The sequence below is a fragment of the Gillisella terrae genome (genome assembly GCF_004801395.1).
GTDB lineage: Bacteria > Pseudomonadota > Alphaproteobacteria > Rhizobiales > Rhizobiaceae > Allorhizobium > Allorhizobium terrae.
The window spans coordinates 47,658-60,011 of the sequence record NZ_SSOA01000016.1; the positions used below are offsets into that span (position 1 = coordinate 47,658).

A 12,354-nucleotide genomic window follows, 5' to 3' on the forward strand; every position below is an offset into this window, starting at 1 on the left:
GAGTGATCCTATTGTGGGCGAATGCGGGGATCGAGATAGGTATAGGAGAGGTCCACCAGCAGATTGATGGCCACATAGGAAACGGCAATCATCACGGTGAAGGCCTGCACCACAGGATAGTCTCGCGCAAAAATGGCTTCCACCAGCATGCGGCCAACGCCTGAGAGGCCAAAGACCGTTTCGGTCAAGACCGCACCACTGAGCAGCGCGCCCATTTGCAAGCCCAGAATGGTGATCACCGGCAAAAGCGCATTGCCCAGCGCGTGTTCTCGCACCACGCTTTTTTCCGGCACGCCTTTGGCGCGGGCGGTGCGCACATAATCACGCCCCAGCACATCCAGCAGCGATGAGCGGGTCATGCGGGCAATGACCGCCATGGGAATGGTGGAAAGGGCCAGAACCGGCAGGATCATGTGGCGCACAGCATCCCAGAACACGGCCCAGTTTCCGGTCACCAAGGCGTTGAGGATGTAGAAATTGGAGAAAAACTCGAGGATTCTGCTCCAACTGCTGTCCGCTGCCAATTGCCAGTGCCATACTTCATAGAAGGGAATGGAATTGACCCCGGCCGAAAGCCGCCCCGATGGTGGAAGCCAGAAAGGCGTGCCGCGCAGCATAACCCCAAACAGATAAGCCAGCATCAGGCCTAGCCAGAACACCGGCATGGAGATACCGGCATTGGCGACGACCATGGTGCCAACATCGGCCGCAGAATTATGACGACGGGCGGCAATGACGCCAAGGCCAACACCTGTGATGGTGGCAACAATCAGCGCCAGCACCGCAAGCTCGACGGTCATTGGCAAACGCTCAACAATGATCTGAGTGACAGGCCGTGAAGAGCGGATGGATATGCCGAAATTGCCGTGCAGCATGTCGGTGACATAAATGAAAAACTGTGCTGGCAAAGGCTTGTCGAAGCCGTAGCGCGTTATGAACGCAGCACAGGTTGCGGCATTGGCTTTTTCGCCGAGCATTGCCTTGCACGGATCACCTGGAATGAGCCGGGCGAGTGCGAATGTCACAATCAGAATGCCGAAAATAACGGGAATCGATATCAGTAAACGTTTGAATGCGTATCCGAGCATCGCAGGTCCTATCACCGGATTTCATTGCATAAGCTATCGGGCCAGCACCGGCTGCAAAATAGATCATGCAATAAATAGAATATGTTATAGCCAATCCCGCCAATCCTGTCGGTCGGGTTGCGCTATAAACGGCCGGGCAAACGTGCCCAGCCGGATGTGTCCGCGATGGAGTTACTTCTTCTTGACGTTCATCAGCCCACCCCAGAGGGATGAGAAGTAATCGAACGAGCCAGTATTGCCGACATGGGCAGGATTTGACGCATCCAGACCCGCAGCCCAAGAGACCACCACATCATTGGCATTGAAATCCGATCCGTCGGTGAATTTCACACCTTTGCGCAAATGGCAGGTCCAGACGGTGGAATCGTCATTGGCATCACAGCTGGTGGCAAGGCCTGGGGTGATGTCGCCGCTGTCCTTGGCATAGTTGAGAAGCGTTTCGGTGATGGGTGTGCAGGCGTTCAGCGTTTCGCCGTCGGTTTCATCGCCGCAGTAGAGGCTGATTGGCTCGGCGTTTTGCATAAATACCAGCGTGTCTTTGCCGGGAATTTCATCCTGCAACAAGGGTGAGCCAAAGGGGCGCACAGATGCGTTCTTCAAGGTTGCACGGGCGGCAAAAGCGGCAGCACCATGCGCGATTGGCACCATGGGCACGTGCTGGCGAATGGCATCGTTGACGGCCGCATAAATCGGCTCGGCCTTTTTGACATCGGCAATGGTTCCGCCTTCAGTCAATCCCTTGGTAATATCGGGGAAGGTGGTGCCGAACATCTTTGATGTTTTGCCAAAGTGATAGTCGAGGAAATTGGTGATATGCGGATAGTCAGCACCCCAGCCCAGCAGGTAGAAGCCGTCGAGGCGCCCTGCGCTGGACTCGTCAATAAACTTGCCGGATTCCATCGGAACCACCTCGGCGTCAATACCAAGATTTTTCTTCAACTGGGTCTGGAACTCAACCGCAACCACGCTGGGTTCCGGCAGGTATGAGCGGAAAACATCGCGATAATAAATCTTGGTTTTGAAGCCGTTTGGAAAACCCGCATCCGCCAATAATTTCTTGGCAGCACTGGCATCAAAACTGTACCAATCCTTGCCCGCACAGCCATTGGGCAGCGAGCAGGGGGTGAAATGCGAGGCGACAATCGAGCCTTGCGGGTAGAAATTGTCAACAATCCGCTGCCGGTCGATACCCATGGCAATGGCCTGGCGCACCTTCTCGTTGTCAAAAGGTTTTACCGTGTTGACCATGCCGAGATAGAGGATATTCGGAGCAGGCTGCGGCAAGAATTGCAGATCGGGATCGTTTTTGACGCTGTCAAAATCGTCGGGGCTGATGTTGGTGATTTCGTCTACGGTGCCAGCGCGCAACTCATTCAGGCGGCCTGCACCGGACTGGTTCCAGCGGAACACCAGCTTGTCGAAGGCGGGCTTGTCGCCCCAGTAAGCGTCATTGCGCACCATGGTGATGGAGTCGCCACGGTTCCAGCTTTCCAGCTTGAAAGGGCCGGTGCCAATGGGGTTGTCCAACAGCTTTTTGGTCGGGCCCAATTCTTCGATGTGCTTGGCGGGCTGAATGCCAAAGGGCACAAAGGCGGCCTTGGCCTTGAAAGCCGGATCTGGCGAGCACATGGAAAATGTCACAGTGTGCTCGTCAGTGGCGACGATGGATTTGATTTTGCCGCCATAGCTGCAATCCGGTGCCGTCAGGTTTTTACCTTCAAAAGCAAAGGCCGGATACGTGAGCAAAGCAGCAACCGACACGGCAACGGCTCCGCCTAAAAGACGAAATTTCATACCTTTAATCCCCAGTTTATCTGTTCGCGCCTTGGCGGCACCCTCATTTTTATGATGCGGATAACGTGTTGTTTTTGTTTTTCATCTTTTCCGCGAAGATGAAAATTCCGTCGTTCTCATTCTCGGCTTTCGTCCGCGCCGTTGAGGTCGTCTTGACTTTGCCGCCGGGTGGCATACTGCTAAGATGTCAGACCAATTGTCAAGCGGTCGACAAAAGGAAGAATTCTGAATGACAAGCCCTCCCAAGGCCATGCAGCCTGACACCACACCCCTTGAAAAGACCCATAGGCAGTCCCCGCATCTTGTGGAACTGCCGCCATTGGATCGCGTTCAACAGGTCAGCACTGCTATGGTTGGCTATATCGACAAAGCGGGTCTCAAGCGTGGGGACCGTTTGCCAACCGAGCGCGAACTGATGAATGCCCTTGGCGTGGGACGCTCCACCGTGCGCGAGGTTCTCGGGCGGTTTCAGGCGCTGGGTGTGGTGGAAACCAAAAAAGGCAGTGGCACCTATCTGCTACAACAGATCAATGCTTCCACGGTCCACATGCCGCTTCGGGTCGAGACCGATAATCTGCGCGATGCGCTGCTGCAAACGCTGGAGGTGCGCCGCGGCATTGAAGTGGAGGCCGGAGCATGGGCGGCCTTGCGCAGAACCGAGGATGATCTCAAACTGATTGAGCAAAAGCTCGATGCGATGGAGCGGGTGCATCTTGCCAAAGGCACATCGGGTAAGGAAGATCTCGCCTTTCATGTGGCGATTTACGATGCCACCCATAATCCATTATTTGGTCAAATCCTCGCGCAGATGCGCGAGGCGTTTGAACGGTTTTGGGACAAGCCTTTTGATCGGCCGGATTTTGCCCGCCGTTCCTTTCCCTATCACCGCACGCTGTTTTGCGCGATTGCCGATCAGGATAGCGCGGCGGCCCGCAACGAAACCCTGAAAATTCTGGCCATTGTCGAAGAAGACATCAAGGAAATGTCCAAATGAGTGACGCTTTTGATAATCTGCAAAGGGCTTCCTTGATCACAGCTCATGATGAGAGCAACGCATATGATGCGGTGGTGCCACCCATTGTGCAAACCTCTCTTTTCACCTTCAGCGATTACGATGAAATGGTCGCCACCTATCGCGGAGAAAAGCAGCGTCCCGTCTATTCCCGTGGATTGAACCCTACGGTGCGGGTGTTTGAAGACATGCTGGCAAGGTTGGAAGGTGCGGATGATGCGCTTGCTTTTGCCAGCGGCATGGCCGCGATTTCGTCCACGGTATTGAGCTTTGTTGAGCCGGGGGATCGCATTGTCGCGGTGCGCCACCTTTATCCGGATGCCTTTCGGTTTTTTGAAACGCTGTTGAAGCGCATGCGCGTTGAGGTGATTTACGTTGATGGGCGTGATGAGGATGCCGTTGCCAAAGCGCTTCCCGGAGCAAAGCTTCTCTATCTCGAAAGCCCGACAAGCTGGGTGATGGATGCCCATGATGTGGGGGCCTTGGCGGCGCTGGCAAGGCACCACGGTGTTTTGTCCGTCATCGATAACAGTTGGGCGACGCCGGTTTTTCAGCGGCCTTTGACTTTGGGCGTCGATCTCGTGCTGCATTCCGCCTCAAAATATCTGGGCGGACACAGCGATGTTGTTGCCGGTGTGGTTGCCGGACCCAAAGCGTTGATCGAGCGCATTCGCAACGAAACATTGCCCTATCTCGGTGGCAAGCTCTCGCCCTTTGATGCATGGTTATTGGTGCGGGGGCTGCGCACACTGCCAATTCGCATGAAAGCGCATGAGGCATCAGCGCTGGAGATTGCCCATCGCCTGCAGGCACTGGATATCGTCGAGAAGGTCTGCCATCCGGCCCTCAACAACGGCCTACCGCCTGGATTGCATGGCACTTCTGGGCTGTTCTCCTTCATTTTCAAAGACCAGATCACTATTCGCACCTTCTGCGATCATCTGGCGCTGTTCAAACTGGGCGTGAGCTGGGGCGGCCATGAGAGCCTGATTGTCCCGGGTAATGTTGTGGCCAACCAAAAGGCACCGCCAAGCTTTGCCGCCGCTTTTGGTGTTGATCCGCTGTCTGTGCGTTTGCATGTCGGATTGGAGGGCACGGAAGCACTCTGGAGCGATTTGCAGGCCGCGATTGCGGCGGCGCGAACCGAGTGATTTGTTCAACGTTTCAGCGATGGAAAGCCGCGTGATGACTGATATTGAAACCATCCTTGCCCGTGTTGATGCCAATTTGCCCTCCAGTTTGGAAACGCTGTTTGAGCTGGTGCGCATTCCGTCGATCTCGACCGATCCGGCCTATCAGGAGCCTTGTCGGAAGGCGGCGGAGTTTCTGGCTCATTACCTGGCTGGATTTGGTTTTGATGCATCGGTGCGTGATACCACGGGCCATCCAATGGTGGTGGCGCATCATCCGGGCCACAGTCCCGATTGCCCGCATGTGCTGTTTTACGGTCACTATGATGTGCAGCCGGTGGATCCACTGGCTTTGTGGAGCCATGATCCGTTTGAGCCAGCCATTCGCGAAGCAGAAAACGGAGAGAAAATCATCACCGGACGTGGCACCTCCGATGATAAGGGGCAGTTGCTGACCTTCACCGAGGCCGTGCGGGCCTTGAAAGAGACAAAGGGCGGCTTGCCGGTGCGCATCACCATACTGTTTGAAGGTGAGGAAGAATCGGGCTCTCCCTCGCTCCGACCTTTTCTGGAGGCTAACCGGCAGGAGTTGACGGCAGATTTTGCCATGGTGTGCGATACCGGCATGTGGGATGCGCAAACGCCAGCGATTTGCGCAAGCCTTCGGGGTCTGGTGGGTGAGGAAATCACCATCAAGGCCGCCAGCCGTGATCTTCATTCCGGTGGCTATGGCGGTGTTGCAGCCAATCCGCTGCATGTCCTGAGCGACATCATGGCGGGCTTGCATGATGAAACCGGAGCGGTCACCTTGCCCGGTTTTTACGATGGTGTTGATGAAACGCCCAGCGACATCAAGGCGGTTTGGGATGAGCTGGAAAAATCGCAATCGTCCTTTCTCTCAGACATTGGCCTATCCACCCCTTCTGGCGAAAAGGGCCGCTCAATTCTGGAGCTGCTCTGGGCGCGGCCAACAGCCGAAATCAACGGCATGTCCGGCGGCTATACCGGTAAGGGGTTCAAGACGGTGATTGCCGCAGAAGCCATGGCGAAAGTGTCCTTTCGCCTTGTGGGCCGTCAGGACCCACAGAAAATCCGCGACAGTTTTCGCAGCTTTGTCACCTCAAAGCTTCCGGTGGATTGCAGCGTTGAGTTCCAAGCTGAGGGCGCATCGCCCGCCATTCAGCTTGCTTATGATTCACCGTTGCTTGCAAAAGCAAAGGCAGCATTGTCACAAGAATGGCCAAAACCGGCAATCGTTGTCGGCGGCGGCGGCTCCATCCCGATTGTTGGCGATTTCCAGACCATGCTCGGTATGGAATCTCTTCTTGTGGGCTTTTCGCTGGATGACGATTGTGTGCATTCTCCCAATGAAAAATACAATCTCACCTCTTTTCACAAAGGCATCCGCTCCTGGGTGAGAATATTGATGGCGGTTTCGGATGAGAATGTGCCCGGTTCAACCTGACCAAACCAGAGTTCTTATCCCCAGGACAGCTGATCCTTCGGCAAACGCCCGCTTGGGTCATGCACCCTGACCTGATGCGGCAAATCTTCTCCCCAATGCCAGAGCACAAGATTTATATCGTCATGTTCCGCCCCCGGCGCAAAGCTTGGGACAAGAATACCCGAGATATTGCGCGTCCGCAGCCGGTCAAAAATCCCCCATGAGGCGGGCCGTGTACCCCCTGCAAGCGCCATTGCCCAAGGGCAGCTCAACTCGTCCAGGGTAACGGCATGGTCATTTCGCCCCTCCGGTGAGGTCAGATCGGCAATATCCTCGCAATCGATCTCATAGGAGCATAGCACACAAGGGTCGATACGATGGGCAAAACCTTGATTGGCTTCCTTGATGGCAGTCATAATGCTGAGAGCCAGATAGAGGGCTGGCACGCCTTTGGGGTTAAAACGCGCACCGCGAATGGCGGCTCCTTCTCCTGAAAGCGGCTTGAAAGACCATCTCGGATCATGGGCGCGATAACAGGTGCCTTTGAACCTCAAGCGAAACCACCAAGTGCCATATGGTCGAGATAGTCTCTGACGGCAGAGGCCTTGCCATCTTTCACCAGCGCTTCTGCTGTTCTTCCGCCAAAAGCGGGCAGGGGCTGGGCGCGATACCAGGCCATGGCTTGTTCCTTGCCGCCAGCCCAATCGGCAACCCGGCTGATGATTTCCAGCATTTCCAGCAGCCGCCCTTGCGTGCGTGCCGTATTGCTACGGGCAGCGCGATAGACGGTTTCGCGCGACAGTCCGGCTGTGTCGGCCAATTGCCCTTTGGACATGCCAAAATCATTGGCCACGGCCTCAACAGCAATCTTGCCGCCTTTGCCCATGTAAGACAGCACAAGCGGCTCGGCCTGAACGGGCGTCTGAACGGGCATGTGTTGTACAGAGCTCATATTGATCGCCTCGTGCTAGTTTGTCATAAACTATGCCATATCTGACGTACATTATATATGGCATTTCACCGGCAATCGCAAGAAAATCACCAATCGCGTCATTTTAGCCCAATTGGCCAAGTCGAATGGGTCAAGGCAAGCGGGTCAAGACAAGCGAGTGAAGGCAAGCGGGCCGGGGCGACGTGCCGCCCCGGCCACATCCATCGTCACCGCTTGACATAGGCCTTCCAGGGGTGCGCTTCCTTGAAGCCCAACACTTCACGAGCCTTTCGGTTGGAAATAGGGGCATCATCAGCCCCCATCGGGCGCGTCACGGGCGTATCGGGGCAGTATTTGGCGAGAAATTCCGAAGTCGGCAGATCAGCGGTAATCGTATCATTGACGGCGTTAAACACCTGATAGCCAAGGCCGTCTTTCTCGATGCACAGATGCACGATCTCGCCGAGGTCTCTCGCGTCGATATAGCTCCAGGCGTTTCGCTTTCGCGACATTGGATTGTCGAGATAGCTGGGAAAATTGGCGTATTCATGCGGCTCAATCACATTGCCGATGCGCAGGGCATAGATATCGGCACTATAGCGCATGGCAAAGGCGCGGGCTGTTTTCTCATTCACGACTTTTGACAGACCATAGCTGTCCATCGGGTCGCTATCATAGTCCTCTTCAAGCGGAAACGAATGGAAATCCTTGTCGCCTTCCGCAAAGCAGACGCCATAGGTGGTTTCGCTCGATGCAATAATGACCTTGCGCACACCCAGTTTCATGGCCGCTTCAATGACATTGTAAGTTCCAACCACATTGGCCGAGAACGTCTTATTGTCAGGCTCGATCATCACCCGGGGAATGGCGGCAAAATGCACAATGGCGTCTGGTGCAGATGGCGGTGCTCCATCGTTATAGCCGTCAAACCCAAAGTGGGTGGTGAATGCATTGAAGACCTGACCGCTGTCGGTAATGTCGGTGATCAGCGTGTTGACGCCGGGCAGATCAAGCGGCTTCAGATCGACATTGAGGATGGAATAGCCCTTGCCCAGAAGATGAGGAACAGCATGACGGCCAGCTTTGCCTGTGCCGCCCGTAAAGACGATGCGTTTGGTCATTTTCATTCTCCCTTATCTCGTCAGTAAGTGTGTCCTGTCGCCAATCTGTCAAGCCATTGAGGCCGTGAACCTGTGCTGAAGAGGCGAGATGAAGGGCGTTGCTCATGGTTGAGATTGGCGCTTATCACGAACCTATGATTTGACGGTTATAAGCCAAGCTATAATAAGGATACTAATTATATTGGCGCTTATGATCGAGGTAAAACCCGTGGAGCTCAACCCAACCCTTGGCTTTTTGCTGCATGACGTTGCGCGGCTTTTGCGCAAGCGGTTCGAGCAGCATGCCAAGGACATCGGTTTGACCCGCACCCAATGGCAAACGCTGGCATATCTGGCGCGCTGCGAGGGCACCAATCAGGTCAGTCTGGCTGAGTTGCTGGAAATAGAGCCAATCACCTTGGCACGGGTGGTTGATAAGCTCTGCGAACGTGAGTTGATCGAGCGCCGGGCGGATTCCAACGACCGGCGGGTCAAGCGGCTCTATCTTACCGATGTGTCGCGCCCGCTGCTGAGCGAAATCCGCGCGCTTGGCGATGCGACCCGCGCTGAAGCGCTGGAGGGCGTGTCGGATGATGACCGCCAGCGCCTGTTTGACATCTTGAACACAATGAAAGTTAATCTTCTAGGGGCCTGCCGATCTTCGGCTTGCGAATAACATGTCTGATAACCTTTCCCTTCGCACCGGCAATGACAACACTCTTGGTGAACTCAAACAGGAGCATCCAGAAAAACCACAACCGGCCGCCGCCCCTGTGAAATCAAAACTTTCCCGTCCGGCCCGCACCCGTCTTCTCTTGTTTGCGCTGGTGCCCGTGGCGCTTGTCATCGGCGGATACGCCTATTTCACGGGCGGGCAGGTGATGACGACGGATAATGCGTATATCGGTGCCAATATTGTTGGGGTGACTACCGATGTTTCTGGCCTCGTCAAGTCGATTGATGTGCATGAGGGCGAGGCGGTCAAGGCTGGTCAAGTGCTGTTCACGCTGGACCCACGCTCGTTTCAGATTGCAGTGGATGGTGACAAGGCCAAGCTGGGTGCGGCCCGAGATCAGATACTCAACCTTCAGGCCAGTTATCAGCAGAGCCTGGTCGAGCTGGGTCAGGCTCAAGCCGATTTACCCTATTATCAGACCAATCTAGATCGCCAGCAGCGCTTGCAAAACACCTCGGCATCCACGCAAGCCAATCTTGATGACGCCCAACATGCTCTGCTTGCAGCGCGAGAAAAAGTCGACGTCGCCAAAGCCGCCGTCAGCGTAGCGCTGGCCCAATTGGGAGGCAAGGCCGATGCGCCCGTGGAAAGCTATCCCGTTTATCAGGAGGCCAAGGCCGCGCTGGACGATGCCCAAAGGCAGCTGGACCACGCAACTGTGCGGGCTCCCTTCAACGGTATTGTCACGCAGGTCAGCAGCTTGCAGGTTGGCAGCTATATGACAGCCTCGCAGGCAGCATTCGAGCTGGTATCCAATGATCATATGTGGATTGATACCAACCCCAAGGAAACAGAGCTGACCTATGTGCGCCCCGGTCAGGATGTCACCATCACGGTGGACACCTATCCCGGCACGGTGTGGCATGGCAAAGTAGAGAGCATCAGCCCCGCGTCATCCTCCAGCTTCTCGCTGTTGCCGGCTCAGAACACGTCTGGAAACTGGGTCAAGGTGGTGCAACGCATCCCCATGCGGGTGTCCATTGTCGATACGGCCAATAAGCCGCCGCTGCGGGTTGGCATGAGCACCGAGGTCTCGATTGACACCGGTCACGCGCGCGGTCTGCCAGATTTCATGAACGGCTTGTTTGCGAGTAAGTCTGCTGCTGCTGATCGGGCTCCCGCAGTGAATGAGAGCAGCAAATGACCTCGCGCACGCAGGATCAACCGCATATCGCCAATCGTGGTGCCATTACCGCCTGCGTTATTCTGGCGGTGATCATGCAGGCGCTGGATACCACCATCGCCAATGTGGCGCTGCCCTATATTCAGGGCAGTGTCTCGGCAAGCTCCGATCAGATCAATTGGGTGCTGACATCCTATATTGTGGCCGCGGCCATCATGACACCGCCGTCGGGTTTTCTCGCTTCCCGGTTTGGGCGCAAACGCATGCTGTTGGTGGCCATCAGCGGCTTCGTGCTGGCATCGGTGCTGTGCGGATTGGCGCAGTCTCTTGGGCAGATCGTTGGTTTTCGCCTGATGCAAGGGCTTTTCGGTGCGGCTCTCGTGCCTCTGTCTCAAGGCATCCTGCTGGATATCTACTCGCTCGAAGAGCGCGGTTCGGCCATGGCCCTCTTCGGGGTATCGGTGATGGTTGGCCCGGTTTTGGGCCCAGTGATGGGCGGTTGGCTGACGGATCATCTCAGCTGGCGTTGGGTGTTCTATATTAACGTACCGATCGGAATCCTGGCCTTTATCGGCATCACCATTTTTGTCACAGAGACCTCCGTGGACAAGCAAGCCCGGCTGGACTGGTTTGGATTTGGACTGGCCAGCATCTCAATCGCCGCCCTGCAACTGTTTTTGGATCGCGGCGAGCAATTGGACTGGTTTTCCTCGGGCGAAATCATCATCGAGGCGCTGGTGTGTGGCACAGCTTTTTATATGCTGCTGGTGCATATGTTCACATCGGATCGCCCCTTCATAAATCCAAAACTGTTTCTGGATCGCAATTTCGCCGTCTGTTTCATGTTCATCTTCGTGGTCGGCGTTACCTATCTGGCCTCTCTCGCGTTGATGACGCCCTACCTGCAATCGCTGATGAATTACCCCGTGGTGACGGCCGGCATTGTCATGGGGCCGCGTGGATTGGGGACAATGGTATGTATGTTCGTTGTTGGACGGTTGATTGGCCGGGTCGATACCCGCATTCTGCTGGGCCTTGGTTTGGGCATCACCGCATGGGCCATGTATGATATGACTGGCTGGACCTCGGATATCTCCCAATGGACGATTATCTATGTTGGCTTTATTCAGGGGGCAGGTCTTGGCTTTTTGTTCGTGCCGCTGACCACGGTGGCTTTTTCCACCCTACCGGCTGAAATGCGGGGCGATGGCACCGGGATTTACAATCTGTCGCGTAATATCGGCTCCAGTGTCGGTATTGCCGTTGTCTCAGCCCTGCTGGTGCGCAACGAGCAGATAAATCATTCCATGCTGGCAAACTATGTCACGCCGTTCAATCACGCCTTTCATGCGACTGCTGCTGCGGGCCTTAGCCCTTGGACGCCGGTTGGGCGCGCCAGTCTGGAGCAAGTCATCGAACAGCAGGCGGCCATCATCGCCTACATCGATGATTTTAAATTGCTGATGATTATGTCCCTCGCGGTTATGCCCGCCCTGTTGCTGTTGAAAACCAATGGGCCAATCGATGTCGATCATACAATCGCAGTCGAGTAATCACGAGCGCGACCATCTCCCATCAAGCTGTGAAAAAGGCGCACCGAGACGTCTCTGGTCTTGCGTTGAGGCATTAAACTGAACGAAATCAACAAATATCGTGTACGATCAATTAATTGGCGAGAAAGTGGGATTTTGGGAAAAAATCCGTTTGACATATTTGTTTGTTGGTCCTAGAACCCGCCTCACCGAACGAGGCGGCGCTTCTGAGGAAGTGTTGATTTCGCTCTATTGAAATCATCTGGATAGCTTTTAGAGTTAGACGACCGAGCTTTGCGGTTTGGTTGAGGTGATTTTTTGACGGTTTTGACCGTCAGTTCTTTGACAATTGAAGATGAGAAGAAAGAGAAACGTGGACGGCGGTTTTGCGTTGGTGGGAGCAGAGATGCTTTCGCTGATAGAAGACAATGACGGTCACGTTTTGATATGAGAACACCAGATTG

At 55.1% G+C, this 12,354-nt stretch carries 12 protein-coding genes; 6 read left to right on the plus strand and 6 right to left on the minus strand.

Going from position 1 to position 12,354, the window contains the following annotated elements:
* Positions 1 to 8: 8 nt before the first annotated feature.
* Both E6C51_RS19150 and E6C51_RS19155 read right to left on the minus strand, forming a co-directional pair.
* A complete protein-coding gene (locus E6C51_RS19150) occupies positions 9 to 1,088 on the minus strand; it encodes an ABC transporter permease (protein ID WP_190237190.1) in 1,080 nt (359 codons plus the stop codon).
* Positions 1,089 to 1,259: 171 nt separating this feature from the next.
* The gene (locus tag E6C51_RS19155; protein WP_190237191.1) at positions 1,260 to 2,882 is read right to left on the minus strand and encodes an ABC transporter substrate-binding protein; all 1,623 of its coding nucleotides are present in this window, start codon (positions 2,880 to 2,882) and stop codon (positions 1,260 to 1,262) included.
* A gap of 250 nt (positions 2,883 to 3,132) precedes the next feature.
* On the opposite strand from E6C51_RS19155, the gene E6C51_RS19160 reads away from it, so the two are divergent.
* From E6C51_RS19160 to E6C51_RS19170, 3 genes are read left to right on the plus strand one after another with little or no spacing between them, the layout of a single operon-like run.
* Positions 3,133 to 3,876 carry a FadR/GntR family transcriptional regulator gene (locus E6C51_RS19160; RefSeq protein ID WP_190237200.1) on the plus strand — a complete coding sequence of 248 codons (744 nt, stop codon included), beginning with the start codon at positions 3,133 to 3,135 and terminating at the stop codon, positions 3,874 to 3,876.
* Positions 3,873 to 5,045 (plus strand): PLP-dependent transferase, encoded by a 1,173-nt coding sequence (locus tag E6C51_RS19165; RefSeq protein WP_190237192.1) that lies wholly within the window; start codon positions 3,873 to 3,875, stop codon positions 5,043 to 5,045. Before E6C51_RS19160 ends, E6C51_RS19165 begins: the two co-directional genes overlap by 4 nt.
* 34 nt (positions 5,046 to 5,079) lie before the next feature.
* Entirely contained in the window at positions 5,080 to 6,489 is a 1,410-nt protein-coding gene (locus tag E6C51_RS19170) for a M20/M25/M40 family metallo-hydrolase (protein ID WP_190237193.1), read from the plus strand.
* 14 nt (positions 6,490 to 6,503) lie between these two features.
* Here the strand turns inward: E6C51_RS19170 and E6C51_RS19175 are convergent, their stop codons facing one another.
* The 3 genes from E6C51_RS19175 to E6C51_RS19185 form a co-directional block, all read right to left on the minus strand.
* Positions 6,504 to 7,022 carry an RES family NAD+ phosphorylase gene (locus E6C51_RS19175; RefSeq protein WP_146937848.1) on the minus strand — a complete coding sequence of 173 codons (519 nt, stop codon included), beginning with the start codon at positions 7,020 to 7,022 and terminating at the stop codon, positions 6,504 to 6,506.
* Positions 7,019 to 7,420, minus strand: coding sequence for an MbcA/ParS/Xre antitoxin family protein (locus E6C51_RS19180; RefSeq protein WP_230987472.1), 402 nt, complete (start codon positions 7,418 to 7,420; stop codon positions 7,019 to 7,021). Before E6C51_RS19180 ends, E6C51_RS19175 begins: the two co-directional genes overlap by 4 nt.
* A gap of 206 nt (positions 7,421 to 7,626) precedes the next feature.
* Entirely contained in the window at positions 7,627 to 8,520 is an 894-nt protein-coding gene (locus E6C51_RS19185) for an NAD-dependent epimerase/dehydratase family protein (RefSeq protein ID WP_190237194.1), read from the minus strand.
* Between the two features lie 208 nt (positions 8,521 to 8,728).
* On the opposite strand from E6C51_RS19185, the gene E6C51_RS19190 reads away from it, so the two are divergent.
* Genes E6C51_RS19190 through E6C51_RS19200 form a run of 3 tightly spaced genes read left to right on the plus strand, consistent with a single transcriptional unit; the run spans position 8,729 to position 11,911 of the window.
* On the plus strand, positions 8,729 to 9,175 hold the full coding sequence (locus tag E6C51_RS19190) for a MarR family winged helix-turn-helix transcriptional regulator (RefSeq protein ID WP_146937852.1): 447 nt from the start codon (positions 8,729 to 8,731) through the stop codon (positions 9,173 to 9,175).
* Between the two features lies 1 nt (position 9,176).
* Complete coding sequence (locus tag E6C51_RS19195) at positions 9,177 to 10,379, plus strand: HlyD family secretion protein (RefSeq protein WP_190237195.1); 1,203 nt, start codon at positions 9,177 to 9,179, stop codon at positions 10,377 to 10,379.
* A complete protein-coding gene (locus E6C51_RS19200) occupies positions 10,376 to 11,911 on the plus strand; it encodes a DHA2 family efflux MFS transporter permease subunit (RefSeq protein ID WP_190237196.1) in 1,536 nt (511 codons plus the stop codon). The genes E6C51_RS19195 and E6C51_RS19200 overlap by 4 nt, the downstream gene beginning before the upstream one ends.
* Positions 11,912 to 12,096: 185 nt before the next feature.
* Here the strand turns inward: E6C51_RS19200 and E6C51_RS20095 are convergent.
* Positions 12,097 to 12,354 (minus strand): hypothetical protein (locus E6C51_RS20095; RefSeq protein WP_210235015.1); only part of this gene is annotated, 258 nt, incomplete at its 5' end.

What these genes read in the sequence shown, in the direction of transcription:
- E6C51_RS19150 (WP_190237190.1), bottom strand. Translation starts at nt 1,088, where the DNA reads ATGCTCGGATACGCATTCAAACGTTTACTGATATCGATTCCCGTTATT.
- E6C51_RS19160 (WP_190237200.1), top strand. Translation starts at nt 3,133, where the DNA reads ATGCAGCCTGACACCACACCCCTTGAAAAGACCCATAGGCAGTCCCCG.
- E6C51_RS19180 (WP_230987472.1), bottom strand. Translation starts at nt 7,420, where the DNA reads ATGAGCTCTGTACAACACATGCCCGTTCAGACGCCCGTTCAGGCCGAG.
- E6C51_RS19185 (WP_190237194.1), bottom strand. Translation starts at nt 8,520, where the DNA reads ATGACCAAACGCATCGTCTTTACGGGCGGCACAGGCAAAGCTGGCCGT.
- E6C51_RS19165 (WP_190237192.1), top strand. Translation starts at nt 3,873, where the DNA reads ATGAGTGACGCTTTTGATAATCTGCAAAGGGCTTCCTTGATCACAGCT.
- E6C51_RS19195 (WP_190237195.1), top strand. Translation starts at nt 9,177, where the DNA reads ATGTCTGATAACCTTTCCCTTCGCACCGGCAATGACAACACTCTTGGT.
- E6C51_RS19200 (WP_190237196.1), top strand. Translation starts at nt 10,376, where the DNA reads ATGACCTCGCGCACGCAGGATCAACCGCATATCGCCAATCGTGGTGCC.
- E6C51_RS19155 (WP_190237191.1), bottom strand. Translation starts at nt 2,882, where the DNA reads ATGAAATTTCGTCTTTTAGGCGGAGCCGTTGCCGTGTCGGTTGCTGCT.
- E6C51_RS19170 (WP_190237193.1), top strand. Translation starts at nt 5,080, where the DNA reads ATGACTGATATTGAAACCATCCTTGCCCGTGTTGATGCCAATTTGCCC.